At 73.5% G+C, this 25,664-nt stretch carries 20 protein-coding genes, 1 tRNA gene and 2 pseudogenes; 8 read left to right on the forward strand and 15 right to left on the reverse strand.

Annotated elements, in window-relative coordinates:
• The first annotated feature begins 8 nt into the window (after window positions 1-8).
• Window positions 9-1,220, forward strand: a complete 1,212-nt coding sequence (locus ACIQZN_RS16505; RefSeq protein ID WP_403993487.1) for a pyridoxal phosphate-dependent aminotransferase — start codon at window positions 9-11, stop codon at window positions 1,218-1,220.
• Between the two features lie 314 nt (window positions 1,221-1,534).
• On the opposite strand, the gene ACIQZN_RS16510 is transcribed toward ACIQZN_RS16505, so the two are convergent.
• From ACIQZN_RS16510 to ACIQZN_RS16520, 3 genes are all read right to left on the reverse strand, one after another.
• A tRNA-OTHER gene (locus tag ACIQZN_RS16510) sits at window positions 1,535-1,621 on the reverse strand.
• 33 nt (window positions 1,622-1,654) lie between these two features.
• The gene (locus ACIQZN_RS16515) at window positions 1,655-2,386 is read right to left on the reverse strand and encodes a hypothetical protein (protein WP_403993490.1); all 732 of its coding nucleotides are present in this window, start codon (window positions 2,384-2,386) and stop codon (window positions 1,655-1,657) included.
• 126 nt (window positions 2,387-2,512) lie between these two features.
• The gene (locus ACIQZN_RS16520; RefSeq protein ID WP_403993493.1) at window positions 2,513-3,052 is read right to left on the reverse strand and encodes an HXXEE domain-containing protein; all 540 of its coding nucleotides are present in this window, start codon (window positions 3,050-3,052) and stop codon (window positions 2,513-2,515) included.
• 87 nt (window positions 3,053-3,139) lie between these two features.
• Between ACIQZN_RS16520 and ACIQZN_RS16525 the strand changes: the two genes are divergently transcribed.
• On the forward strand, window positions 3,140-3,727 hold the full coding sequence (locus ACIQZN_RS16525; RefSeq protein WP_403993496.1) for a TetR/AcrR family transcriptional regulator: 588 nt from the start codon (window positions 3,140-3,142) through the stop codon (window positions 3,725-3,727).
• A 16-nt stretch (window positions 3,728-3,743) separates the two neighbouring features.
• Here ACIQZN_RS16525 and ACIQZN_RS16530 read toward each other — a convergent pair whose 3' ends face one another.
• The 3 genes from ACIQZN_RS16530 to ACIQZN_RS16540 form a co-directional block, all read right to left on the reverse strand.
• A complete protein-coding gene (locus ACIQZN_RS16530) occupies window positions 3,744-5,075 on the reverse strand; it encodes an SWIM zinc finger family protein (protein WP_403993499.1) in 1,332 nt (443 codons plus the stop codon).
• Window positions 5,072-7,933: an SNF2-related protein gene (locus ACIQZN_RS16535; protein WP_403993502.1), complete on the reverse strand. Its 2,862-nt coding sequence runs from the start codon at window positions 7,931-7,933 to the stop codon at window positions 5,072-5,074. The genes ACIQZN_RS16530 and ACIQZN_RS16535 overlap by 4 nt, the downstream gene beginning before the upstream one ends.
• A 165-nt stretch (window positions 7,934-8,098) precedes the next feature.
• Window positions 8,099-9,070, reverse strand: coding sequence for an SPFH domain-containing protein (locus tag ACIQZN_RS16540; RefSeq protein ID WP_403993505.1), 972 nt, complete (start codon window positions 9,068-9,070; stop codon window positions 8,099-8,101).
• 237 nt (window positions 9,071-9,307) lie between these two features.
• Between ACIQZN_RS16540 and ACIQZN_RS16545 the strand changes: the two genes are divergently transcribed.
• A complete protein-coding gene (locus tag ACIQZN_RS16545; RefSeq protein ID WP_403993508.1) occupies window positions 9,308-9,655 on the forward strand; it encodes a hypothetical protein in 348 nt (115 codons plus the stop codon).
• Window positions 9,656-9,670: 15 nt separating this feature from the next.
• Here ACIQZN_RS16545 and ACIQZN_RS16550 read toward each other — a convergent pair.
• Together ACIQZN_RS16550 and ACIQZN_RS16555 are read right to left on the reverse strand one after the other, a co-directional pair.
• Window positions 9,671-9,751 (reverse strand): annotated as a pseudogene (locus ACIQZN_RS16550) (SAM-dependent methyltransferase); the annotation flags it as partial.
• A gap of 114 nt (window positions 9,752-9,865) precedes the next feature.
• On the reverse strand, window positions 9,866-11,125 hold the full coding sequence (locus tag ACIQZN_RS16555; RefSeq protein WP_403993732.1) for a PucR family transcriptional regulator: 1,260 nt from the start codon (window positions 11,123-11,125) through the stop codon (window positions 9,866-9,868).
• 151 nt (window positions 11,126-11,276) lie between these two features.
• Between ACIQZN_RS16555 and ACIQZN_RS16560 the strand changes: the two genes are divergently transcribed.
• Both ACIQZN_RS16560 and ACIQZN_RS16565 read left to right on the forward strand, forming a co-directional pair.
• A complete protein-coding gene (locus tag ACIQZN_RS16560; protein WP_403993511.1) occupies window positions 11,277-12,179 on the forward strand; it encodes an SGNH/GDSL hydrolase family protein in 903 nt (300 codons plus the stop codon).
• Between the two features lie 155 nt (window positions 12,180-12,334).
• Window positions 12,335-13,090 (forward strand): annotated as a pseudogene (locus tag ACIQZN_RS16565) (tyrosine-protein phosphatase); the annotation flags it as partial.
• Window positions 13,091-13,112: 22 nt separating this feature from the next.
• Here ACIQZN_RS16565 and ACIQZN_RS16570 read toward each other — a convergent pair.
• Window positions 13,113-14,231 carry an ADP-ribosylglycohydrolase family protein gene (locus tag ACIQZN_RS16570; RefSeq protein WP_403993735.1) on the reverse strand — a complete coding sequence of 373 codons (1,119 nt, stop codon included), beginning with the start codon at window positions 14,229-14,231 and terminating at the stop codon, window positions 13,113-13,115.
• 79 nt (window positions 14,232-14,310) lie between these two features.
• Between ACIQZN_RS16570 and ACIQZN_RS16575 the strand changes: the two genes are divergently transcribed.
• On the forward strand, window positions 14,311-14,604 hold the full coding sequence (locus ACIQZN_RS16575; protein ID WP_403993514.1) for a DUF6343 family protein: 294 nt from the start codon (window positions 14,311-14,313) through the stop codon (window positions 14,602-14,604).
• Here ACIQZN_RS16575 and ACIQZN_RS16580 read toward each other — a convergent pair.
• From ACIQZN_RS16580 to rpsA, 5 genes are all read right to left on the reverse strand, one after another.
• On the reverse strand, window positions 14,601-14,963 hold the full coding sequence (locus tag ACIQZN_RS16580; RefSeq protein ID WP_073968291.1) for a tetratricopeptide repeat protein: 363 nt from the start codon (window positions 14,961-14,963) through the stop codon (window positions 14,601-14,603). The two genes, ACIQZN_RS16575 and ACIQZN_RS16580, sit on opposite strands and share 4 nt — an antisense overlap.
• An 85-nt stretch (window positions 14,964-15,048) precedes the next feature.
• The gene (gene coaE / locus ACIQZN_RS16585) at window positions 15,049-15,654 is read right to left on the reverse strand and encodes a dephospho-CoA kinase (RefSeq protein WP_403993517.1); all 606 of its coding nucleotides are present in this window, start codon (window positions 15,652-15,654) and stop codon (window positions 15,049-15,051) included.
• A 78-nt stretch (window positions 15,655-15,732) separates the two neighbouring features.
• Window positions 15,733-16,671 (reverse strand): PAC2 family protein, encoded by a 939-nt coding sequence (locus ACIQZN_RS16590; RefSeq protein ID WP_403993520.1) that lies wholly within the window; start codon window positions 16,669-16,671, stop codon window positions 15,733-15,735.
• A gap of 85 nt (window positions 16,672-16,756) precedes the next feature.
• Window positions 16,757-18,280 (reverse strand): flavin monoamine oxidase family protein, encoded by a 1,524-nt coding sequence (locus tag ACIQZN_RS16595; RefSeq protein WP_403993738.1) that lies wholly within the window; start codon window positions 18,278-18,280, stop codon window positions 16,757-16,759.
• Window positions 18,281-18,571: 291 nt separating this feature from the next.
• A complete protein-coding gene (rpsA, locus tag ACIQZN_RS16600; RefSeq protein ID WP_018104558.1) occupies window positions 18,572-20,083 on the reverse strand; it encodes a 30S ribosomal protein S1 in 1,512 nt (503 codons plus the stop codon).
• Between the two features lie 408 nt (window positions 20,084-20,491).
• On the opposite strand from rpsA, the gene ACIQZN_RS16605 reads away from it, so the two are divergent.
• Both ACIQZN_RS16605 and hrpB read left to right on the forward strand, forming a co-directional pair.
• Window positions 20,492-21,292 (forward strand): class I SAM-dependent methyltransferase, encoded by an 801-nt coding sequence (locus ACIQZN_RS16605; RefSeq protein ID WP_403993741.1) that lies wholly within the window; start codon window positions 20,492-20,494, stop codon window positions 21,290-21,292.
• A 49-nt stretch (window positions 21,293-21,341) separates the two neighbouring features.
• A complete protein-coding gene (gene hrpB, locus ACIQZN_RS16610; RefSeq protein ID WP_403993522.1) occupies window positions 21,342-23,843 on the forward strand; it encodes an ATP-dependent helicase HrpB in 2,502 nt (833 codons plus the stop codon).
• Between the two features lie 45 nt (window positions 23,844-23,888).
• Here the strand turns inward: hrpB and ACIQZN_RS16615 are convergent, their stop codons facing one another.
• The gene (locus tag ACIQZN_RS16615) at window positions 23,889-25,601 is read right to left on the reverse strand and encodes a lytic murein transglycosylase (RefSeq protein WP_403993525.1); all 1,713 of its coding nucleotides are present in this window, start codon (window positions 25,599-25,601) and stop codon (window positions 23,889-23,891) included.
• Window positions 25,602-25,664: the final 63 nt, after the last annotated feature.

Genomic DNA, 25,664 nt, shown 5'->3' on the forward strand with positions numbered 1-25,664 from the left:
GGCACCGCATGGAATTCCGCCAGTCCAGCAAGCTCAACGAGGTCTGTTACGAGATCCGGGGCCCCGTCATCGAGCACGCCAACGCCCTGGAGGAGGCGGGCCACAGCGTGCTCCGGCTCAACACGGGCAACCCGGCCCTCTTCGGCTTCGAGGCGCCGGAGGAGATCGTCCAGGACATGATCCGGATGCTCCCCCAGGCCCACGGCTACACGGACTCGCGCGGCATCCTGTCCGCCCGGCGCGCCGTGGTCCAGCGCTACCAGGCGATGGGCCTGACCGAGGTCGGCGTGGACGACGTCTTCCTCGGCAACGGGGTCTCCGAGCTCATCTCGATGGCCGTCCAGGGGCTCCTGGAGGACGGCGACGAGGTGCTGATCCCGTCCCCGGACTACCCGCTGTGGACGGCGGTCACGACGCTGGCCGGCGGGAAGGCCGTGCACTACACCTGCGACGAGGCCTCCGACTGGAACCCGGACGTCGCCGACATGGCCTCGAAGATCACCGACCGCACCCGGGCCGTCGTGATCATCAACCCCAACAACCCGACCGGTGCCGTCTATCCGCGCGAGGTCCTCACGGACATCCTCGACCTGGCCCGCAGGCACGGTCTGATGGTGTTCGCGGACGAGATCTACGACCAGATCCTGTACGACGACGCCGAGCACCACAGTGTGGCGGTGCTCGCCCCGGACCTGGTCTGCCTCACCTTCAGCGGGCTCTCGAAGACGTACCGGGTGGCCGGATTCCGCTCCGGCTGGATGGTGGTGTCGGGCCCGAAGCAGCACGCCCGCAGCTACCTGGAGGGGCTGACGATGCTCGCCTCGATGCGGCTGTGCCCCAACGCCCCCGCCCAGTACGCCATTCAGGCCGCGCTCGGCGGCCGGCAGTCGATCCGGGACCTGGTGGTGCCCGGGGGCAGGCTGTACGAGCAGCGCGACCGGGCCTGGCAGAAGCTGAACGAGATCCCGGGCGTCTCCTGCGTGAAGCCGAAGGGCGCGCTGTACGCCTTCCCGCGCATCGACCCGCAGGTGCACCCGATCGTGGACGACGAGAAGTTCGTCCTGGACCTGCTGCTGCGCGAGAAGATCCAGGTCGTCCAGGGCACCGGCTTCAACTACCCGCGCCCCGACCACTTCCGCATCCTGACCCTGCCGCACGCGGACGACCTCGACGCCGCGATCAGCCGGATCGGGCGGTTCCTGGCGGGGTACCGGCAGTGAGTCCGCGCCCCGAATGAGGAGCGGACCCGGGGGCGTAGCCGGCCCCCGGGCCCTGTGATTGCCGCCTGCTGTCGCACACCGGCACGTTTAAGGTCCCGTATCAGTTTTATGTCGTCGCGTCCTGCCTTTAGACGACCGCGGACCGAAGCTCCACGGGCCGGAGTCGAACCGGCATCTCGACGCACACGGGCACGGGCCCGGTCGATCCGGCGATAGGCGGCGCATGCTGAGCCTGGAGCGAGAGTCTGAGATTGATCACGGTCTGCCTCTGCCAGTTGGGCCACCCCGGCCCGTATCCGCGCTGAGCGCGGAAGTGCCGGGGGGAGGACTCGAACCTCCACCGGAACCGCTTCGTCACGACAAACTTCAGTTTCAGCTTTGCGCTCCTCGCGCACCCCGACGGCTTCGACCGCCGCCGGGGAATCCATGGTCGGTCACCCGAAGAGGTAACCGAAGACGGCGTCACCCACCCTCTGGTCCGTGACGTCCACGCCGTTGGCCTCCTCGCGGGCGAACTTGACGGCCTGCTGGAGCTTCTCGACCCGGTCGAGCAGTTCGTTGACCCGGCGCGCGGGCAGCGCCCCGGAGAACTTCACGGTCGTCCAGTAGCCGATCGGCACGTCCTCGTAGTACACCTCGACCTGCGCCGCGTGCTTCTCGGTGGCCTCCGCCTTGACGTGGTTGCGGGGCACCTTCTTGGTGCGCAGGGTGCGGACCGGCTCGGTCTTCCAGGCGTCGGTGGACGGGTCCTGGGTCCACGCCTCGGCGGCGTCGAGCACAGGCAGCTTGCGGACGAAGGTGTTGAGGTCGATGAGCTGCTTCTCCAGGAAGAGCAGGTAGGACACCGGTACGTCACTCACCAGGACCCGGCCGTCGACGGTCACATCGGCGCGGGCCGCGCAGTTCGCCCAGTCCTTCGTGGCGGTCACGTCGAAGAGGCGGGTGAGCGTCTTCGCGGTCTCCCGCAGCACGTCCTCGGCCTTGACCTGCACCAGCGTCGACTCGGGCGGCAACTGCTCGCCCTCCTCGTCCTTCGGCTGGTAGGTCCGGGAGATCCCGGCCAGGAGTCCGGCCTTCTGGAGGCCGTGATGCGCCGCCGTCAGGTCCTGGTGTGCCTTGGACTTGACGCCCTTCTCCACTGCGATGATCTGATTGAGTTTCGCCACGTCGAGGAAACTAGCAGCGCCAACAGCGCCTGGGCCAAAGGTTTTCCGGTGGTCCGGTGCACATCCGCGCGCCGGTGTGCGCCCGCCCGATCGGGTGGGGTGTACGGGTCGGGGCCCCCGGTCGTGTCATGCGCCGGTTGTACGGGGCCGGGCCAGCACCCGGGCCGCCGCGTGCGCGCCCGCCACGGCGGCCGGGAGGAGCACCAGTCCGGCCGCCGCCTCACGGGCGCCGCCGACCGGGACGCCCGCCGCCCGCAGCCGGCGCAGCGCCCAGAGCGAGTACGGGATGACGACGGTCGGCGAGGTGGCCACGCCCGGGGTGTAGCCGCCGTACGCCGCCGACTGCGCGAGGTGCACCACGCCGTGCAGCCCGAATCCGGCCAGGACCGTACGGAAGAAGGGGCTGCGCCCGTCCGTGCGCGCCCCGTCGGCGGCGGCCGTCGCGATGAGCACGCCCATCAGGCCGATGGCCGTGTTCACCTCGCGCTGCGAGAGGTCCGCCCGGTCCCACACCCGGTCGGGCACCCACGGCAGCCGCTTCCTGAGCCTCGGGCGGGCGGTCCGCAACCAGCCCGCCATGGTGGCGATCTCCTCCAGGTCGTTGGCCGCCCAGGCGGCCAGCAGCCCCCAGGTCACCGCTCCGGAAACCCTGTCGTGGTGCTTCATGGCATCCCCCTGCGTGTCGTGTGCCGACGGTCGGCCGCAGCCTATAATGCAACGCAACGTTGCGTTGCACTTTTCTCCGGAGCCGCCATGTCCGCCCCTTCCCCGCTCCCCCGCCCCGAGAAGGGCCCCCGCGCCGCCGAGGCGATCTTCGACGCCACGCTGCGGCTGCTCGCCGAGCGCGGGTACGCGGGGCTCACCATCGAGGCCGTCGCCCAGGAGGCGGGGGTCAACAAGACGACGATCTACCGCTGGTGGCCGTCGAAGGCGGCGCTGCTGCGGGCGGCGCTGCTCCGGGCCCGGGTGCTGGACATCGACATCCCCGACACCGGTTCGCTGCGCGGGGACCTGATCGCGCTCACCGAGCAGGTGGCCGCGCTGGTCACCGGCGTACGGACGCGGGCAATCGTGCGGGCCCTGGCCTCGGGGACCGGGCTGGCCGACGACGAGCTCGCCGCGCTGGCCCGGGACTTCTTCGCGGACCGGTTCGCGCGTGAGCAGCCGGTGTTCGCCCGGGCCGCCGCACGCGGCGAGCTGCCTCCGGGGGCCGACCCGAAACTGCTGCTCGACCTGATCGCGGGGGCCGTGTGGGTGCGGGCGGTGCTCAGGAACGAGCCCGTGCCGTCCGGGTTCGCCGTCGCTGTGGTCGACGGGGTGCTGCGCGGGCGGGCCGACTGAACGGGGGGCGGTCGCCTCAGGTGCCGGTGAGCTCCAGGAGGGCGCCGACCGGGTCGTGGTCCGGGGCGGCGCGCGGCCACCACTCGTCCTGGCCCGGGTCCGACTCGTAGCCGTACCAGCGGCCGTCGCGGCCGAAGCGGAGCTGGAGGGCGCCGCCGGGGTGCGTGAGGTGGTTGCGCCAGGGCTGGAAGCGGGGGAAGCCGGCGGCGGCGAGGGCCGGGCGGGCGCGGTCGAACGGGCCGGCCGGGGGGTCCCACGGGGTCTCCAGGACCGCGAGACCCTCGGCCCCGCCCTGCCGCCAGGCGGCCACGGCGCGGGCCAGGTCCGTGGTGTTGCGGCCGGTGGCGGAGGCCAGCTCCCGGTAGAGGGCGCGGGTGGTCGCGGTGAGCCCGGCGGTGGGTCCGGCGGCGGCGAGACGGACGGCGTCCTGCCAGGTGGTGAGCCCGGCGAGCGGGTCGTGGCCGGTGGTCAGCAGGGCGTGGGCGCGGGCCGCCGCGTCGGTGGCGAGCTGGTCCAGGGCGAGCGGGTCCCGGGCGCCGGGGAGGACGGGGTAGGCGGGCGGGCGGCCCGGGTGCGGGTCGGCGGGGAAGGGCGCGGGCAGCGGGGGCAGGAAGCGGCCGGCCAGCGCCTCTTCGGCGGGGACGGACGGGGTGTCGGGGGCGGGGGGCCGCTCCCGGGCGGAGTGCGCGGCGTTGCGCCGGGCCAGCTCCTCCAGGAGTTCTCGCTCGCCCCGGCCGCGCAGCAGGAGCAGGACGAACGGGTCGGTGTCCAGCAGGAGGGCCAGCTGATAGCTGAGGGCCGCGACGTGCTTGCAGGGCCTGCCCCGGTCGGGGCAGGTGCAGGCGGGGCCGAGGTCGCCCGGGGCGGGCAGCAGGGTCATGCCGGCGTCGGTCGCCGTGTCGGCCAGGGAGTGCGGCATCTCCTTGGCGAGGAGCGCGGCGAGGTGGCCGGGGCGGGCGGCGACCGCGTCGAGCAGGGTGTCCCAGTCGGGGTCGGTGAAGGTGCGCAGCCGCAGCTCCGCGCGGTACGGGCGGGGGCGGCTGCCGTGCACATAGGCGACGACGTGCCCCGGTGTCACGGTGATCGCGGCGACGTGGCCGCCGTCCGCGTACTCCCGGCCCCGGGCGAGGCGGGGGCCGTCCATCGAGAGGGATTCGAGCGCCGCGACCCAGGCCCGGCCCCACCAGCTCTCCGCGAACGGCTCGCCCTCCCCGGACGTGCGCGCCGGCACCGCCTCGAAGGTGCGCCGCAGGTCGTCGGGGCCGGGTCGGGAGCGGGCTCCGGGGCGGGCGGCGAGCGGTCCGGTGGTGGGGCGGGGTGCGCCGGGCCGGCGGGGAGCGGGGCTCATGACGGCCTCCGGAGGGAGACGAGGTCGGCCAGGTCGCGGTCGCTCAGCTCGGTGAGCGCGCTCTCGCCGCTGCCGAGGACCGCGTCGGCCAGCGCCCGCTTGGCGAGCAGCATCTCGCCGATCCGGTCCTCCACCGTGCCCTCGGCGATCAGCCGGTGCACCTGGACCGGCTGGGTCTGGCCGATGCGGTAGGCCCGGTCCGTGGCCTGTTCCTCGACCGCCGGGTTCCACCAGCGGTCGTAGTGGATGACATGGGCGGCCCGGGTGAGGTTGAGGCCGGTGCCGGCCGCCTTGAGGGAGAGCAGGAAGACCGGGACCTCACCGGACTGGAAGCGGTCCACCATCCGTTCCCGCTCGGGCACCGGGGTGCCGCCGTGCAGGAGCTGGGAGGGGATCGCGCGGGCGGTCAGGTGGGCGGAGAGCAGCCGGGCCATTGTCACGTACTGCGTGAAGACCAGTACGGAGCCGTCCTCGGCGAGGATCGTGTCGAGCAGTTCGTCCAGGAGGGCGAGCTTGCCGGAGCGCCCGGTGAGCCGGGCGGCGTCCTCCTTCAGATACTGCGCCGGGTGGTTGCAGATCTGCTTGAGCGAGGCCAGCAGCTTCATGATCAGGCCGCGCCGGGCGATGCCCTCGGACGCCTCGATGTACGCCATGGTCTCGCGCACCGTGGCCTCGTACAGCGTGGCCTGCTCGCGGGTGAGGAAGACGGGGTGGTCGGTCTCCGTCTTGGGCGGCAGCTCGGGCGCGATCCCGGGGTCGGACTTCTTGCGGCGCAGCAGGAAGGGCCGGACCAGCCGGGACAGCCGCTCGACCGCCTCGTCGTTGCCGAGGCCGGCCGCCGTGCCGGTGTTCTCCACGATCCGGGCGTGGCGGGCCCGGAACGCCTTGAGCGGGCCGAGCAGTCCGGGCGTGGTCCAGTCGAGCAGCGCCCACAGCTCGGAGAGGTTGTTCTCGACGGGGGTGCCGGTGAGGGCGACGCGCGCCGGGGACGGGATGGTGCGCAGGGCCTTCGCGGTGGAGGAGTGGGGGTTCTTGACGTGCTGCGCCTCGTCGGCGACGACCAGCCCCCAGCCGTGGGCGGCCAGCTCGGCGGCGCTGGAGCGCATCGTGCCGTACGTGGTGAGGACGAAGCCCCGGTCGGCCTCGGCGAGGGTGCGGCCGGTGCCGTGGAACCGGCGCACGGGGACGCCGGGGGCGAAGCGGTTGATCTCGCGGTGCCAGTTGCCCAGCAGGGAGGCGGGGCAGATGACCAGCGTGGGCGCGGGGTGGTCGCGGTGGAGGTGGAGGGCGATCAGGGTGATCGTCTTGCCGAGCCCCATGTCGTCGGCGAGGCAGCCGCCGAGGCCGAGGGAGGTCATCCGGTCCAGCCAGGCCAGGCCGCGCAGCTGGTAGTCCCGGAGCGTGGCGTGGAGTCCGGGCGGCGGGGCGAGCGCGGTGTCCTCGGTGAGGAGGCGGGTGCGCAGCTCGGCGAGCGCTCCGGCGGGCACCGCCTCGACCTGCTCGCCGTCCACCTCGGCGCTGCCGGTCAGGGCGACGGCCAGGGCGTCCACCGGGTCGAGCAGGCCCAGCTCCCGTTTGCGGGCCTTGCGGACGAGCGCGGGGTCCACGACGACCCACTGGTCCCGCAGCCGCACCACGGGGCGGTGGGCCTCGGCGAGCACGTCCATCTCGGCCTCGGTGAGCCGCTCGTCGCCGAGCGAGAGCTGCCAGTTGAACGCGAAGAGCTGCTCGGCGTCGAAGAACGCGGTGCCGTCCGTGGCCGTGCCGGGCGCGGGCCTGACCACGGCGGCGGCGGTCAGGGTACGGGCCAGCTCCCGGGGCCAGTGGACGCTCACCCCGGCGGCCGCGAGCCGGCTCCCGGCGACGCCGAGCAGCTCGTACAGCTCGTCCTCGCCGAGGGCCAGCACATCGGGGACCGGCTGGTCCAGGAGCCGTTCGAGCGGGGCCCAGACGCGGGCCGCGCGGCGCAGGGCCAGCGCGGTGTCGACCCGGGCCCGGGGCCCGAACGGCTCGCCCGCCTCACCGGCCCACAGGGCGGCGGCGTCGACCACGTAGGTGGGGTCGGCGAGGCTGTGCACCTGGGTGACGGCGGCCGCGGCGTGCCGGGCGGTCTCGTCGGTCGCCGCGTCGGGACCGGTCGTGTCGAAGAGTTCGTACGCGGAGAGGTCCAGGCGGAGCGACACCCGGACCCCGGCGTCCAGGCCCGAGGCGACCTCGACGGCCCATTCCCGGGCGCCGGGCAGGTGCTGGGGCTCGGCCGCCGCGAAGGGGGCGCCCACGGCGAACGCGGCGGCGGGCGTCCGGGGCAGTGTGTCGGCGACGGCGTCGAGGAAGGCGCCGATCAGCGCCTCGGGGTCGGGCAGCCGGGGCGGGCTCCGGTCGGGGAGCGGAACGGCGTACCCCTCCCAGGGCAGGGCGGCGGCCACCGCGCGCAGGTGGGCGACGTCCCCGGCGTCGCGCGGGCCGGCCCGCCAGGCGTCCTGGTCGTCGGCGGTCAGCCCGGGGAGCATGCGGCCGCCGGCCACCAGGTGCAGCGCGTGCAGGGCGGCGGCGCCCCAGGCGCGGGTCGCCGGGTGGGCGGAGCGGAGGTGGCGGGCGCGGGCGAGCAGGGGCAGGGCGTCGGCGACGGTGAGCAGGAGCGCGGGCACAGTCTGCGGGCGGACCTCGCCCTCGGTGCCGTACGGCCGGACGACCGTGATCTCCTCGGTCCGGGCGCCTTCGGTCTCGGGGAGCGGAGCGTCGAGCGGGTCCCAGAAGGCGACGCGGCCCCGGCGCGGCGGCGTACCGGGCAGGAAGACGGCGGCGCAGCGCGGCAGCCGGCTGTCGTCCGCTTCCTGCGGCGGCGGTGCGGTGCCCATCGGTCCCTCCCCTCGCGTGCTTCGTCCCTGGTCAGCACGGATCGCCCGTACCGGTCCCTCTGCTCGGCGAGTCTAGGCGGGAGGTCTGACAACGCCCCGGCCGCCGCCGTTCCCGCAGCTCGTACGGGGCGGACGGCGGCCGGGCAGCGACCGCGCGGAGCGGTGTCAGTGGTGGGCGTACGGCTTCGAGGCGGCGTCCGGACGCGGGGTCGGCGCCCCCGGGCCCGAGGACGGCGCACCGTCCGCGACGGGCGCACCGGAGTCCGGAGGCCGCGCACCGTCCGCGACGGACGCACCGGGGTCGCCGGACGCCCGCCCCGCCTGCGCACCGGCGTCCGGCGCCTGCGCGACCTCGGGGGCGGGCGCCCCCGGCGCCCCCTGCTGGGCCCGTTCCAGGAACCGCAGCAGCTCCACCGGGAACGGCAGGACCAGCGTGGAGTTCTTCTCGGCCGCCACGGCCACCACGGTCTGGAGCAGTCGCAGCTGGAGCGCCGCGGGCTGGGTGGACATCTCGGAGGCCGCCTCGGCCAGCTTCTTGGACGCCTGGAGCTCCGCGTCCGCGTTGATGACCCGGGCGCGCCGCTCACGGTCGGCCTCGGCCTGGCGGGCCATGGAGCGTTTCATGGTCTCCGGTAGCGACACGTCCTTGATCTCGACCCGGTCGATCTGGACGCCCCAGCCGACCGCGGGGCTGTCGATCATCAGCTCCAGGCCCTGGTTCAGCTTCTCGCGGTTGGAGAGGAGGTCGTCCAGATCGCTCTTGCCGATGATGGAACGCAGGGACGTCTGCGCCATCTGCGACACGGCGAAGCGGTAGTCCTCGACCTCTACGACGGCGCTCGTCGGGTCGACCACCTTGAAGTAGATGACGGCGTCCACCCGGACCGTGACGTTGTCCCGGGTGATCCCGTCCTGGGCCGGCACGGGCATGGTCACGATCTGCATGTTGACCTTGCGCAGCCGGTCGACGCCGGGCAGCACCATCGTGAACCCCGGCGGACGCACCTCGTCGCGGAGCCGGCCCAGTCTGAGGACCACGCCCCGTTCGTACTGCCTGACGACCCTGGCGGCCGCCGCCGTGTAGAGGGCGCCCGCGAGCGCCACCACGACCAACGCGATCAAGAGGTCCTGGACCATGACGGCCCCCTGCCAGCCGGGACAACCCGACAATCGGCACCGCACGCATTCGTGCGCTATTACCACGGTATGCCCGGTTTCGCTCCGGGTCGAACCCCTGCGGGTACGCCGGGCGCGGTCGCGCTCCCCCGCCCGGCCGCTTCCCGGATGCCGGGGCCCGGGGAAGCGGGCAGGGTGAGCGGCACCGGCACGTACACCCGCGGTGTGCGTGGTGACGAGACAGACGAGGATCCGCCCATGCCCGTGATCGACCGCCGACGCCGCCGGCTCGGCATCGCCGCCCAGGCCGTGTTCCTGACCCTCACCGTCGCAGGCTGTTCGGGCCTCGGCCGGACCGCGGTCGGCCCGGTCATCTACACCACCGAGCGGGACGCGGTGGTCGAGGTGAACAGCCCCTCGGTCAAGGGCTGCCACCGGCTCGCCCCGGCCGGCGCGAAGGAGGTGGCCAACGAGACCCTGGTCGACATCGTGCTGTACCGGACGCCCAACTGCACCGGCCCGGGCACCACGTACCTCGCGACCACCTTCTCGGACGTCAACGCGCCGAACGCGCGCCCGTGGCGCAGCTTCAGCACCATCCACTGACCGCCCGGGCGGCCGCTACACGGGCACGGCCCGCACCCAGATGCCGTCGTCCGTGAGATAGCGGTCCACCTTCAGCCCGGCCGCGCCCAGGTGCCCAACGACGCGGGCATGACGACGTCGAAGTCCTCATCGCCGAGGTCCAGGGTCTCGATCGGGGAGCACACCGCTCATACCCACCGAAAGACCGTACGGCCACGAGCGTTCCCGTCCTCATACCGAGCGGCGCGCCACCAGGGCCGCGCTCAGGTGCTGGAGGTCGGCCGGGCGGGCCGGGGAGAGGCCGGTGAGGCGGTCGATGCGGCGGATGCGGTAGTCGACGGTGTTGGGGTGGACGTGCAGCGCCGCGGCGGCGGCCCGGCGGTCGAGGCCGTGTCCGAGGTACGTCTCCAGCGTGTGCAGCAGCTCCGGCTTGGCGTCCAGCGGGCTCAGCAGCCCGGCGAGCCCGCGCAGCGCCTCGCTGGGCCGGCTCAGCTGGTACTCCAGGAGCACGTCGGACAGCCGGTAGAGGCCGGGGGCCCGGCCGGTGCGGGCGACCAGGTCCACGATCTCGGCGTTACGGGCCACCGCCGCCGGCACCCCGTCCGGTGCGGCGGTCTCGGCGGCGGCCGTGACGGGGACCCCCGCCGCCCGGGTCGCCTCGGTGATCAGGTCGCGCAGCCCGCCGGGCCCGTCCCACGGCGGCGGCTCCGCGACGGGCAGTAGCACCGTGCCGCCGGACGCGTCCAGGGCGGTCAGCGCGGGCGTCCCGGCGAACCGGTCGAGGGCCGTCCGGATGCGCCGTATCTTGCGCCGGGCGGCCACGCCCGCGCCCGCCCCGGAGCCGGACGCCGAACCGGGGCCGGACACGGAACCGGGCCCCTGGGGCAGGCCCGCCCCCGCCTCGTCCGGGTGCGGGGCCAGCGCGAGGGCCATCGTCAGATAGCGGGCGGCCGGGCGCAGGCCGGTGCGGCGGGTGAAGCCGTCCAGGTCCTCACCGGTCAGCAGCGCGGCCATCAGGGCGTGTCGGCCGCCGTGCTCCTGGCTGTCCAGGATCTGCCGGGCCTCCAGATAGGCGCCGCTCACGGCGGAGGTCAGCTGCTGCTGGAGGACGAGGATGCGGTCCATGATCTCCAGCACGGCGGGCAGGTCCCCGGGCCCGGCGTCCTGCGCGGTCTCCTCCCAGCACATCGCGACGCCGACCTGGTAGGCGGTGAGGATGGCGTCCAGCGGGACGCCCTCCTCGGCGCGCTGGGCCGCCGAGTCGCACTGCTGGGCGAGTTCGCCGTCGGTGGCGGCCCTGCGGTGTTCGAGGACGTCCGCGAAGAGCCGCAGATTGTGCTGGACGATGTCCGCGATATCGCCCGCGATCTCCTCGTGCGGCAGCTCCGCGTAGACCGGGAGGTCACTGAGAAGACGGGCGACCACCCGGGTGGTCAGGGCGGGGACGCGGGCCCTCAGCCGTACCGCCACCGGACGTCCGGCGATGGCCAACGGCCGCTGTCCGGCGGCCCGTTCATTGTCACGCGTCACAAAAGCCCCCGGCGAAGTCTGCGTTACCCACCAGTTAAACGACGGCGTTCGAGTCTGCATGATGACCGGCGACACCCGCCATGCCCCCACTCATAGCGCACCGGAGGTCGTCGTGAACTCGTCCAGGAACAAGACGTTCTGTCGTACTGTCAGAGGAGCCGCCACCGCCGCGGCCCTGGCCTCCCTGGCCATCGGCGCCACCGCCTCCGGCGCCTGGGCGGCGAGCGCCGACGACCCCGTGCAGTACGTGGCGCTCGGCGACTCGATGGCCTCCGGGCCGCTCATCCCGGGCATCACGGGACCGCTGGCCTGCGGCCGTTCCACGCACAACTACGCGCACGAGCTGGCGGCGAGCATCGGCGCCTCGCTGCGCGACGTCACGTGCAGCGGGGCCCAGTCCAAGCACATGACGGAGAAGCAGTCCCTGTCGCTGCTCGACGTGCCGATGGGCTCGGTGGCGCCCCAGTTCGACGCGCTGCGCGCCGACACCGACCTGGTGACCCTCACCATCGGCGGCAACGACGCCGGGCTCGTCGGCATCGCGCAGGACTGCATGCAGCTCGACCCGACCGCGACCCCGTGCCGGGACAAGCTGACCGAGGGCGGGGTCGACCAGGTGGCGCAGCGGATCGACGCGTTCGCGCCGCGCCTCGGAGCCGTACTGGACGGAATCCACCAGCGCTCGCCGCAGGCCAGGGTCCTGGTGACGGGGTACGGGCTCTACATCAAGCCGGGCGGCTGCTGGCCGTTGCAGCCCGTGCTGCCGGTCGACGCCGACTTCCTCCAGGGCAGCGTCGACCGGATGAACGCGGTGATCGCCGAGCAGAGCGCCGCGCACGGCGCCGAGTACATCGACGTCGCCACGCCGAGCAAGGGGCACGACGCCTGCCAGGCCCCGTCCGACAAGTGGGTCGAGGGGTACGTGCCGACCGCTTCGGCCGCCCCGCTGCACCCGAACCAGCGGGGCGAGGCCGCCTACGCGCGCATCATCGGCGCCCACCTCCAGGGGAGCTGAGCCGGGCGGCAGCGGGTACTCGACGGACCGCTCGTGGTGGCGCTCGGCGCCGCCGCGCTCCTCGCCCCACCCGCCCACGCGGCCCCGGCGGACCCCTCCCCGGCGCGGCGCTGCGACCCGCCGGCACCCGCCGAGTGCCTGCTGCCGTTCCCCAACGACTGGTACACCCGGCCGGACCCGCGCACCGACACGGGCCGCCGGGTGGCCTGGCCTCGGCCCGCAACTTCCGGGACATCGGCGGCTACCGCACCACGGACGGGCACTGGGTGCGCCCGGGCCTGGTCTACCGCTCCAACAAGCTGAGCGGTCTCACCGACGCCGACCAGCAGCGGCTGGTCTCCCAGAAGCTCACGCTCGACGTCGACCTGCGCAACGCCCAGGAGCGCCACGACGACCCGGACCGGCTGCCCGCCGGGGTGCGCTACCAGGTCGCGGACGTCGTCTCGCTCGCCCACGGCATCCGCTTCCACGACTCCGCCCTGATGACCCTCGCGGAGGCCGTCGCCGCCGGGCTCTTCTCCGGCTCCTCGGACCTCGGCCAGTCCATCGGCTACCCGTTCATGGTCAACTTCGTGGGCGCGGACCACGCCTTCCGCGACCTCGTCACGGCCGTCGCCACGAACACCTCCGGCGCCACGGTCTTCCACTGCAGCGCGGGCAAGGACCGCACCGGCTGGGGCACGGCCGTCCTGCTCACCCTGCTCGGCGTCCCCCGGGCCACGGTCGAGGCGGACTTCCTGGCCAGCAACCAGTACACCGGCGACCCGAAGGCCGTGGAGCTGAGCTGGCTGCGCGCCGCGTACGCCGAGGTGGACCAGATCTACGGCGACTTCGACACGTACGTACGGGAAGGGCTGAAGCTCGACGCGGCGACGGTGGCGGCGCTGCGGGCGAAGCTGCTGACCGACTGACCGCGCACCCCGTGGCCGGCGCTCAGCAGCCCGGGTAGCGGTCCGGCGGCCACTCGACGGCGTGCTCGAACTCCAGGCACAGGTCGTCGGCCACCTCGGCGATCACCCCGCGTCCCTCCGTCCGCACCAGCCAGTGCGGAGGGAGGCGGGTGTCGCCGTGGCGGGCGCCCAGGAGGTTGCCGCAGACCGCGCCGGTGGAGTCGCTGTCGCCGGAATGGTTGACGGAGAGCAGCAGGGCCTCGGCGACCTGGCCGGGCCCCGGCAGGACGAGGGCGCAGTACACCGCGATGGCCAGGGCCTCTTCCGCCACCCAGCCCTGCCCCAGGGACTCCACCTTCTCGGCGCTCGGCCCGCCCTGCGCCGCCAGGTCGACGGCCGCGCGCAGGGCGGCGGTCGTCTCCTCGTGGCCCCGGTGCCGGGCGAGCAGTTCCATCCCCCGCAGCACGGCACCGGGCAGCGACTCGCCCTCCAGGAGGTACCCGACGATCGCCGCGAGCGCCCCGGCCGCGTGGGCGCCCGTGGGGTGGCCGTGGGTGATCTGCGCGCACCGGGCGGCGAGCCCGAAGCCGACGGCCGGGTCCTCGCCGGTCAGGCCGAAGGGCGCGGACCGCATGACCGTGCCGCAGCCCTTGGAGCCGGTGTTGACCGGGCCGGGCTCACCGATCGGGCCCCTCGGGTCGGGGATGTGGCCGGCGGCGAGGCCGGTCAGGCAGGCGTTCCCGGGGGCGCGCCGGGCGTACAGCCAGGGCTGCTGCCTGAGCCATCCGTTGCGCACGGGGTGCTCGGCCGGGGCGGCAGGCGGCGCGGGGTAGTTCTGCGTCTCCAGCCACCGCCGGTACGCGTTCCCGACGATGCCCGTCTCGGCGCCGCCGATGCCCTTGGCCATGGCGCGGGAGTGCGCCCGGATCAGCCCCTCGGCGGTGAACAGCGTCATCTGGGTGTCGTCCGTGATCCGGCCGACGACCCCCTCGTCGTCCGGTGTCATGCCGCGTACGCCCTGCTCGCCGTGCGCACGCCGGATGCCCGCGAGCGACAGGAATTCGACCGGGTTGCCCAGGGCGTCCCCGATCGCCCCGCCCAGCAGACAGCCGCGCACCCTCGCCCTGCGGACGGAGAGGTCCGCCCCCGTCTTCGCACCGATCACCGTCGGCCCCCGCCCTCTCGCACCGTTGTGCCGCACCTGACCGGACGTGGGTCCATGCTGGTAGGGAGGCGATGCCATGCGTACCGGCAATGAACCGACGACCGCCCGCAGTCCTCTGCGGATGCGGCTCTGGCTGAGTCTATGGGGCCTGGCCTGGGCCGTCTTCGGGGTGACGGCCTTCGCCGTGAACGGCCGCACCGGCTGGGCGGCGGTCTGCGGGGTGCTGCTCGCGCTGGTCCTGGTGGACCTGTGCGTGGTCGTGCACCGGCTGCGCCAGGGCGCGCACTACCAGCCGGGCCGCTCCGTCCCCCCGTACGACCCCGACCACGGCCCACGCGGCGGCAAGGGCCCGCCGCCGGGCACGCCCTAGTCCTCGAAGCGGGCGGCCCGCAGATACTCCGGCTTCGGGTCGAGCGCGGCCGCCAGCCGGAAGTGGCGGGTGGCGCGCTCGGGGTGGCCGGAGCGCTCGAAGGTGCGGGCGAGGGCGAAGTGCGCGAAGGCGTTGTCCGGTTCGCGCTCCAGCACCAGCTCGAATTCCAGCTCGGCGGGGCGCAGCTGCGCCGCCGCGAAGAAGGCGCGGGCACGCAGCAGCCGGGCGGCGGTGTTCTCGGGGTGGGCGGCGATCACCGAGTCGAGCAGCCGCACGGCGCCCCGGGGATCGCGCGCGGCGAGCAGCTGCTCGGCCGCGCGGAAGTCGATGACGTCGGTTTCCGGGGTCCTCTCGGGCACGGTGGCATCCTTCCCTGGTCCGTCCCGGGGTGAACACGGGGGCGGCTACGGGTATTCCGGTACGACCCCGTGGCGCGGCCCCGGCTCAGCCCTTCGCCGCCGCCCGGCGGGTCAGCTCCGCCCAGACCTCGCGGACCCGGGCCGCCAGCTCCTCGACCGGTCCGTCGTTGTCGATGACCAGGTCGGCGATCGCGCGCCGCTGTTCGCGGGTGGCCTGGGCGGCCATCCGGGCGCGGGCGTCCTCCTCGGTCATGCCGCGCAGCCGGACGAGCCGGTCGAGCTGGGTCTCCGGGGCGGCGTCGACCACGACGACCAGGTCGTAGAGGGGGGCGAGGCCGTTCTCGGTGAGGAGCGGGACGTCGTGGACGACCACGGAGTCCGGTCCGGCGGCCTTCTCCAGTTCGGCGGAGCGGTCGCGGACCAGGGGGTGGACGATCGCGTTGAGCGCGGCGAGGCGGTCCGGGTCGGCGAAGACGATCGCGCCGAGCGCGGGCCGGTCCAGGGTGCCGTCCGGGGACAGGATGCCGGGGCCGAACTCCTCGGCCACGGCGGCGAGTCCGGGGGTGCCTGGCTCGACCACCTCACGGGCGATGCGGTCCGAGTCGATGAGAACGGCACCGTGGCCGACGAGCAGCCGGGACACTTCGCTCTTACCGGCTCCGATGCCCCCGGTCAGGCCCACTTTCAGCATGCCGGGCAGCCTAATGCCCGCTGCCCGTGACCCCCGGCGTCGGGGTCACGGGCAGCGGGCACGGGAACGGGGCGGCGCTCAGATGTCGCCCTCGCGCTCGGCGAGGAACTTCTCGAATTCGAGGCCGATCTCGTCCGCCGACGGCAGGTCCGCCGGTTCTGCGACCAGATTGCCCCGGGTCTCCGCGCCCGCGACCGCGTCGTACTGGTGCTCAAGGCCCTCGACCAGCGAGACCAGTTCCTCGTCGCCCTGGCCGATCTGGCGGTCGATCTCCGTCTGGGTGCGGTGCGCCTCGGTGCGCAGGGCGTGCGCGACGGACGGCAGGACCAGGCCGGTCGCGGCCGTGATCGCCTCCAGTGCGGTGAGCGCCGCGTCCGGGTAGGCGGAGCGGGCGACGTAGTGCGGCACATGGGCGGCGACGCCGAGCACGTCGTGGCCCGCCTCCATCAGCCGGTACTCGACCAGGGCCTCGGCGGAGCCGGGGACCTGCGCCTCCTCGAAGGGGCTGCGGTGGCCGGGCGTGAGGTCGGTGCGGTTGCCGTGCGGGGTGATGCCGACGGGTCGGGTGTGCGGGACGCCCATCGGGATGCCGTGGAAGTTGACCGCGAGGCGGACGCCCAGGCGCTCGACCACCTCCTCGACGGCGGCGGCGAACCTCTCCCACTCCACGTCGGGCTCGGGCCCGGACAGCAGCAGGAACGGGGCGCCCGTGGCGTCCTGGACGACGCGGACCTCCAGGACGGGTGTCTCGTACGCCGCCCAGCGGTCACGCTTGAACGTCAGCAGCGGACGCCGGGCGCGGTAGTCGATCAGGCGGTCGTGGTCGAAGCGGGCCACGACCTGGTGCGGCAGCGATTCGAGCAGGCCGTCAACGATCTGCTCGCCCGTCTCACCCGCGTCGATGTAGCCCTCGAAGTGGTAGAGCATGACCAGGCCGGCCGACTCCTGGGCGAGCGCCATGTCGACCACAGCCAGGCCCTTCGGCTCCCATTCGTACAAACTCTGCGGATCAGGCACGGTTACCGCTCCTCCTTGTGTTCCTGGAGAAGAACGCTCAGGGGGGCATGGTCATTCCCTGTCCACGCCCCCCTTCGTACGGTGTTTACCCAAGAACCCGCGTGTGCAGTGCTGTGACGGCCTTGCGGGCGGAGGTGAACGCGCCGTGCTGCCAGGCGTCGGCGTAGCTCAGGTAGTCCCCCGCGAAGTACACCCGGCCGGCGGGCCGGTTGAGGGGTGCGAAGACGGGGGCGTCCGGACCGCCCGCCAGGGAGTGCCAGGACGCCTCCAAGTACGGGGTCTGGCGCCAGTGGTGGGAGAACGACGTGGCGAGTTCCGTACGGTATTTCTCACCGTGGATCTTCACGCCCTGCGCGACCGCACGGGCCTCCCGCTCGCGCGGGGAGAGCGCGGCGTACGCGTCCGCGTTGGCGCCGGTGTTGTAGTAGCCGATGATCGTCCCGCGGCGGCCCTGGTGGCCGTAGGACGGGTACCAGATGTGCGCGAGGTCCATGTCGGTCTCGGTGATGCCGCCGTAGATCCGGTGGTCGCTCTCCCACCAGCGGCTGCGGTATTCGAGACCGATCTTCCCGGCCGAGGAGGACTTGCACGCCTCCAGGGCGGTCTGGACGGCCGGGCCCAGGTTGTGGGAGGTCTTGGCCAGGATGTTGGGCGGCAGGGCGGCGACGCAGTAGTCCGCCTCGATGCGGTGGGTCCGGCCGGACCGCGTGTAGGTGATGGTGACGCCGTGGGAGGTGTCGGTGATGTCCGTGACGGCGGCCCCGGTCCGGATCCGCCGTTCGCCGATGGCCCGGGTGAGGGCGGCGGGTATCCGGTCCATGCCGCCGACCGGCTGGAACATCAGCATGGCCTGGTCGTACTCGAACTCGAAGGCGAAGTAGCGTCCGACCCCGCTGGCGAAGACCTCGGAGGCGGAGGGGGCGGGCCCGAGCAGTTCACCGGGGGTGCCGGCGGCGGCCGGATCGACGCGGTAGCCCCGGCGGGGGCTGCCGGTGTAGTCGAGCGTGTCGCCGATGTCCCCGAAGTCCTTGAGGAACTCCAGCAGCCGCTCCTGGTCGTCGGCCGTGATCTGCCGGTCGAGCGCGCCCTTGTCGGTGGCCTTGGAGAGCAGCTCCGCGACATAGCCGTACACATCGGCCTTGGCGGTGCGGTAGCGCACCGGCGCCTTCATGCCCGCCTTCTCGTTGAAGATATAGGCGTTGGCGTTGACGTTGGTGAAGACCTCGATGGGTACGCCGAGCTCTCGGCAGTAGTCGAGGGTGACCATCCACTGCGGTATCCGGCCGGGCCCGGCGTTCATGTACTGCCCGTCGGAGAAGCGGGCGGTCTGCTTCACTCCGTGGATATCGGTGGTGGAGTCCCCGCCGCGCACGGTGAAGTTGCGGCCGCCGGTACGGTCCCGGGCCTCCAGGACCGTACAGTCGTAGCCCGCCTTGCCCAGTTCGTAGGCGGTGGCGAGGCCGGCGATGCCGCCGCCCACGACGACCACCTTGGCGGCGGCCCTGCCCTTGAGGTGGAAGTCGCCCGCGCTGGGCGCGCGGTAGGCGGGTTCACGTCCTTCGGCCTGTGCGGTGGGGGCGAGTCCGAGCGCCCCCATGGTGGCGAACATGGCCCCGGCCCCGCCGGCGATCCCGACGTTGTGCAGGAAGGTGCGGCGGCTCGTGCCCGGTGTCGCGGGCGGTTGGTGCGAAGCGTGCGTCATGTCCCGGCTCCCCTTCTGATCTTGAGGTTGCCGGGATCCTGGCAAGGGCGTGTTACATGCCGTCAGCTATTCGTGTATCCCGCACGTTTCTCTGTGTTACGCCGGCGCGCGGACACACGTGAGGCCCGCTCCCCGAAGGGAGCGGGCCTCACGGTCACTTACCTACCGCAGCCGATGACCGGCCGGAGGGACAGAGCGTCAGCTCTGGCCGCCCGCCAGCTTCTCGCGGAGCGCGGCGAGGGCCTCGTCCGACGCCAGGGCGCCGGAGTTGTCCGCGGACTCCGAGGAGTAGGAGCCGCCGCCACTGCCGCCCGAGGCGGCCGGGGCGTTGCCGGCGGGGGCGGCAGCGCCCTCGGCGGCAGCGGCCTCGTCGGCCTCGCGGGACTTGATGACCTGGGCCTGGTGCTGCTCGAAGCGCTGCTGCGCCTCGGCGTACTGGGTCTCCCAGACCTCGCGCTGAGCCTCGAAGCCCTCGAGCCAGTCGTTGGTCTCGGGGTCGAAGCCCTCGGGGTAGATGTAGTTGCCCTGGTCGTCGTAGGACGCGGCCATGCCGTACAGGGTCGGGTCGAACTCGACCGAGGCCGGGTCGCCGCCGAACGCCTCGTTGGCCTGCTTCAGCGAGAGGCTGATGCGACGGCGCTCGAGGTCGATGTCGATGACCTTGACGAAGATCTCGTCGTTGACCTGGACGACCTGCTCCGGGATCTCCACGTGGCGCTCGGCCAGCTCGGAGATGTGGACCAGGCCCTCGATGCCCTCGTCCACGCGGACGAACGCACCGAACGGAACGAGCTTGGTGACCTTACCGGGGACGACCTGCCCGATCTGGTGCGTACGGGCGAACTGCTGCCACGGGTCTTCCTGCGTCGCCTTGAGCGACAGCGAGACGCGCTCGCGGTCCATGTCGACGTCGAGGACCTCGACGGTGACCTCCTGGCCGACCTCGACAACCTCGGAGGGGTGGTCGATGTGCTTCCAGGACAGCTCGGAGACGTGCACCAGACCGTCGACGCCACCCAGGTCCACGAAGGCACCGAAGTTGACGATCGAGGAGACGACGCCGGAGCGGACCTGACCCTTCTGGAGGGTCGTGAGGAACGTCTGGCGGACCTCGGACTGGGTCTGCTCGAGCCAGGCACGGCGGGACAGGACCACGTTGTTGCGGTTCTTGTCCAGCTCGATGATCTTGGCCTCGAGCTCCTTGCCCACGTACGGCTGGAGGTCGCGGACACGACGCATCTCGACGAGCGACGCCGGCAGGAAGCCACGGAGGCCGATGTCGAGGATGAGACCACCCTTGACGACCTCGATGACGGTACCGGTGACGATGCCGTCCTCTTCCTTGATCTTCTCGATGGTGCCCCAGGCACGCTCGTACTGAGCGCGCTTCTTCGAGAGGATCAGGCGGCCTTCCTTGTCCTCCTTCTGGAGAACCAGGGCCTCGATCTCGTCACCGACCTTGACGACCTCGTTCGGGTCGACGTCGTGCTTGATCGAGAGCTCGCGGCTCGGGATGACGCCTTCGGTCTTGTAACCGATGTCGAGGAGAACCTCGTCCCGGTCAACCTTGACGATGACACCGTCAACGATGTCGCCGTCGTTGAAGTACTTGATCGTCTCGTCGATCGCCGCGAGGAACGCGTCCGCGTCGCCGATGTCGTTGACCGCAACCTGCGGAGTGGTGGCGGTGGTCTCGGTGCTGCTCGTCATGTGGGAAAGGGCTCCGGTACGGACAGTGAGTCGTAGGTACTGCTACGCCGAAAGCCCGTATCGCCTCTGCCTAAGCCGGACAGCCCGGGAAGCGCCAATTCCGTGACCGGAAGGCGCCTCGTGAACCGAGGGGACTAGCAACAGATGCGAGCGCGGCCTGCTAGGTCTGAGGAGCGCAGGCTCGCAGCGCAACTTGTAGCATACGGGGGCAGCAGGGCACGGTCAATGCGCGAAGGCGGACACCACGGACCGACCGCCTCATATCCGGCACAACTCGGGTTCACCGAGGCCAGATCGTGTCCGGCAACGTCCGGACACACCGGTGCAGCGCCACCCAGGCCCCCTTGGTACGTACCTCGTACGACGGGGTGAAGGCAAACTACAACGACGGACACGATGAGCCAAGAGATGTACGCCGCCGAACCCGAGGCGACCCGCCGCAGCGCCGGGACCGCCGAGAGCAGCCGGGCCAGCCGGGGCTGGTGGGACCGCAACGCCGACGAGTACCAGAGCGACCACGGCGCCTTCCTCGGCGACGACCGCTTCGTCTGGGGCCCCGAGGGTCTGGACGAGGAGACGGCCGGGCTCCTGGGCCCCGCCGCCGCACTGAAGGGGCTCGACGTCCTGGAGATCGGCGCCGGCGCGGCGCAGTGCTCCCGCTGGCTGGCCGCGCGGGGCGCCCGCCCCGTCGCCCTGGACCTCTCGCACCGCCAGCTCCAGCACGCCCTGCGCATCGGCGAGGACGTCCCGCTGGTCGAGGCGGACGCCGGGCGGCTGCCGTTCCGCACCGCCTCCTTCGACCTGGCCTGCTCCGCCTACGGCGCGGTGCCCTTCGTCGCCGACCCGGTCCAGGTCTTCCGCGAGGTCCACCGGGTGCTGCGCCCCGGCGGCCGCTGGGTCTTCTCCGTGACGCACCCCATGCGCTGGGCCTTCCCCGACGAGCCGGGCCCCGAGGGCCTGTCGGTGGCCGCCTCCTACTTCGACCGCACCCCTTACGTGGAGCAGGACGAGCAAGGGAACGCGGTCTACGTCGAGCACCACCGCACGCTGGGCGACCGGGTCCGGGACGTGGTCGCGGGCGGCTTCCGGCTGGTGGACCTGGTCGAGCCGGAGTGGCCCGCCTGGAACGACCAGGAGTGGGGCGGCTGGTCCCCGCTGCGCGGCAATCTGATCCCGGGGACCGCGATCTTCGTCTGCGTACGGGACTGAGCCGGCGGCCGGTGCGGGGCGCGGGCCGCTCCCGTACGAGACTGGGGGCGTGATCCGCACCGACGCCCTCGACCGGCTGCCCGTCCGCACCGCCGTCCCCGCCCTCCGGCAGGCGCTGGACGGCCACGGGACCGCGGTGCTCTGCGCACCTCCCGGCACCGGCAAGACCACCCTCGTCCCGCTCGCCCTGGCCGGGCTGACCGGCGCGGGCCCGGCGCGCCGGGTCGTCGTCGCCGAGCCGCGCCGGATCGCCGCCCGCGCGGCGGCCCGGCGGATGGCGTGGCTGCTGGGCGAGCGGGCCGGGGAGCGGGTCGGGTTCACCGTGCGCGGCGAGCGGGTGGTGGGCCCGGACACCGTGGTGGAGGTCGTCACCACCGGCGTGCTGCTCCAGCGGTTGCAGCGTGACCAGGAGCTGGCCGGGATCGACGCGGTGATCATCGACGAGTGCCACGAGCGCCATCTCGACGCGGACACGGTGGCGGCGTTCCTGCTGGACGTGCGCGCGGCGCTCCGCCCGGACCTGCGCCTGGTCGCGGCGTCCGCGACGACGGACGCGGAGGGCTGGGCGCGGCTGCTCGGGGATGCCCCGGTGGTCGAGGCGCAGGGCGTGTCGCACCCGGTGGAGGTGGTGTGGGCCCCGCCGTCCGTACCGGTGCGGCCGCCGCACGGGATGCGGGTCGATCCGGCGCTGCTGGGCCATGTCGCCTCCGTGGTGCGGCGGGCCCTCGCCGAGCGGGACGGCGACGTGCTGTGCTTCCTGCCCGGCGTCGGCGAGATCGGCCGGGTGGCCGGGCAGCTCGCGGGCGTGGCGGCCGAGGTGCTCCAGGTGCACGGGCGGGCCCCGGCGGCCGTGCAGGACGCGGTGCTCGCCGGGTCCTCGGAAGGGCGCCGGGTGGTCCTGGCGACCTCGGTGGCCGAGTCCTCGCTGACGGTCCCCGGGGTGCGGACGGTGGTCGACTCGGGGCTCGCCCGGGAACCGCGCACCGATCACGCCCGGGGGCTGAGCGCGCTGACGACCGTACGCGCCTCGCAGGCGTCGGGCCGGCAGCGCGCGGGGCGGGCGGGGCGCGAGGCCCCGGGCACGGTGTACCGCTGCTGGGACCAGGCGGAGGACGGCCGGCTCGCCCGGTTCCCCTCGCCGGAGATCAGGGTGGCCGATCTGACGGCGTTCGCCCTCCAGGCGGCCTGCTGGGGCGACCCGGACGCCTCGGGGCTCGCGCTGCTGGACGCGCCGCCGGAGGGGGCGATGGCCGCCGCGCGCGAGGTCCTCGGGGCGGTCGGCGCGGTGGGGCCGGACGGCCGGGTCACCGAGCGGGGCGTGCGGATGTCCCGGCTCGGGCTGCACCCCCGGCTGGCCCGGGCGCTGCTGGACGGGGCGGCCGAGGTGGGCGGGCGCCGGGCCGCCGAGGTGGTGGCGCTGCTGAGCGAGGAACCGCCCCGCGCGTACGGGGACGATCTGGCGGCCGCGCTGCGCACCGCGCGCCGGGGCCAGGACGCCTACGCGGGCCGCTGGCGCCAGGAGGTGCGGCGCCTGTCGTCCGCGCTCAAGGGCGACGGCGGCGGGCGGTCCGTCGCGGACGACGCGGCGGTGGGGCTGGTCGCGGCCCTGGCGTTCCCGGAGCGGGTGGCGCGGGCGCGGGGCGGCGGGGCGTTCCTGATGGCGTCGGGCACCGGTGCGGAGCCGGGCGAGGGCTCCGGGCTGCGCGGTGCCGCCTGGCTGGCCGTGGCGGTCGCGGACCGGCCGGCGCACGCGGCGTCCGCCCGGGTGCGCCTGGCGGCCGTCGTCGATGAGGACACCGCGCTCCTGGCGGCGGGGCCGCTGCGGTTCGCGGGCGAGGAGGTCCGCTGGGACGGCCGGGACGTGGTCGCGCGCCGGGTGGAGCGGCTGGGGGCGGTCGAGCTGGCCGCGCGCCCGCTGAAGCAGCCCGATCCGGCACTGGTCCGGGACGCGCTGGTGGAGGGGTTGCGGCGGGAGGGCCCGGGGCTGCTGCGGTGGAGCCGGGACGCGGGGCAGCTGCGGGAGCGGCTGGCCTTTCTGCACCGGGTGATGGGTGAGCCGTGGCCGGATGTGTCGGACGGGGCGCTGCTCGCGGACCCCGGGGCCTGGCTGGAGCCCGAGCTGTCCCGGGCGCGGCGCCGCTCCGGCCTGGCCGCGATCGACGCGGGGCAGGCGCTGCGCCGGCTGCTGCCGTGGGCGACGGGCGAGGCGGTCCGGCTGGACGAGCTGGCGCCGGAGCGGATCGAGGTGCCGAGCGGTTCGCGGATCCGGGTGGAGTACGGCGGGGACCAGCCGGTGCTCGCGGTGAAGCTCCAGGAGCTGTTCGGCCTCCAGGAGACCCCGAAGGTGGCGGGCGTGCCGGTCCTGGTGCACCTGCTCTCCCCCGCCGGGCGACCGGCGGCGGTGACGGCGGACCTGGCGTCGTTCTGGCGCGACGGCTACAAGGCGGTCCGGGCGGAGCTGCGCGGCCGCTACCCGAAGCACCCGTGGCCGGAGGACCCGACGACGGTGGAGGCGACCCGCTTCACGAAGGCGCGGCTGAAACGGGATTGAGCACGCCACAGCCCCTCCGCCGGGCGGAGGGGCTGTGGCGCGGCGTCAGGAGGCGGCGGTGGCCGTGCGCTCCTCGACCGTCAGGTCGATGGTGACCGTGGCGCCGCCCTCGGTGGTGAGGCGCAGCTTGTACGTACCGGCCGGGCCGTCCGCGTAGAACTTCGGGAGCTTCAGGCTGCCGTCGGCCGCCGTGGTGAGCTCGATGCTGCGGACGGGGTTGCCGTCGTCGTCCGTGCAGTACGGGCCCTTGTCGTTGACGGCCGGGTCGTCGCCGTCGGTGATCATGGTGGCGGTGACGGCGACCTTGCCCGCGGCCTTGCCCTTGTAGGTGGCGGCGACGGTGATGTCGTCGAAGGTCTCCCCGGCGACAGCCGTCAGCTCGGTGGTGCCGGTCCTGGTGAGGGCGTCGGCCTGGCGGGCGGTGACGGTCACCTTGAAGGTGGTGGCGACCGAGGTGCCGTCCACGGTGGCCCGCACGGTGAAGTCGCCGGTCTTCTCGCCCGCGCGGAGCAGCGGCGAGGACGCCTTGCCGTCGGCGCCGGTGGCGAGGGTGACCGCCTTGAATCCGCCGACGAACGCGGTGTCGGTGTCGCCGACGACGGTGAAGGTGACCTTCGCCTTGGCCACCGCCTTGCCGAGGCCGTCGTGCGCCCGCACCTTGACCGTTCCGCCGAACTGCTCGCCGGCGGTGGCGGTCAGCGTGCCGGTGCCGTCGTTCTGAAGCGCCGCCACCTGCTGGGACGGGGTGGGCGCCGGGGTCGGGGTGTGCGTCGGGGGCTTCGGCTTCGAGGGCTCGGGGCTGGGCTCGGACGGCTTCGGGGGCTTGGTGGACGGGCCCGGCTCCGGGGTCTCGGACGGCGAGGGCGTCGGGGACGGGGACGGGGTGCTCGACGGGCCGCCGTCCGGCCGGCCGGGGCCCGGATTCCGGCTGGTGGGGCCGGTCGGGAGGGCGCCGCTGCCGTCGGGGACCTCGTGCGTGCCGCGGTTGTAGTACGTGAACCAGGAGCGGACCGTACGCAGGTACACGTCGGAGTGGTTGTAGCTCAGGACCGCCCGGTCCAGGTCGGTGGCGGTCGACAGGTCGCGGTCGCCGGCGCAGAGGTAGCGTCCGGCGGCGAGCGCGGCGTCGTAGACGTTGTTGGGGTCCTTGCGGCCGTCGCCGTTGCCGTCCTGGCCCCAGGTCGCCCAGGTGGACGGGATGAACTGCATCGGGCCGACGGCCCGGTCGTGCGTCCGGTCCCCGTCGTAGGCGCCGTTGTCGGTGTCCTTGATCAGGGCGAAGCCGTTGCCGTCGAGGGCGGGGCCGAGGATCGGGGAGAGCGTGGTGCCCTGCGCGTCGACCCGGCCGCCGCGGGCCTGCCCGGACTCGACCTTGCCGATCGCGGCGAGCAGCTGCCACGGCAGCCGGCAGCCCGGGTCCGTGCCGGAGACGGTCGTCTGCGCCTTCTTGTACGCCGCGAGGACGGAGGCGGGTATGCCGGACTCGGCGGGGCCGGTCACCGGCAGGTTGGCCGAACCGCCGGGCTTGTCCGGGGTGTTCAGCGGCGGCAGGTCCGTGTAGTACGGCGAGTCGCCGGAGACGCCGCCGTTGCCGCCCTGTTCGGTGGGTGTCGCCGCACCGGCGGAGGAGTGGTCGCTGTCCGCCGCGACCAGCGGGGACCCCGGAGCCTGGGAGGCGGAGAGCGCCGCCACGGCGACGGCGGCCACGGCGGTGGTGGCCGCTCCTCTGTACAGTCGGCGACCGAATTGCGCTGCCATGAAGTGTGGGCCCTCCCCCTCGTCACTGTCGGCGCTCCCCTGCGCCTGGACTCAGGCGACCCT

Source organism: Streptomyces sp. NPDC097595 (assembly GCF_044761525.1).
Taxonomy (GTDB): domain Bacteria; phylum Actinomycetota; class Actinomycetes; order Streptomycetales; family Streptomycetaceae; genus Streptomyces; species Streptomyces drozdowiczii_A.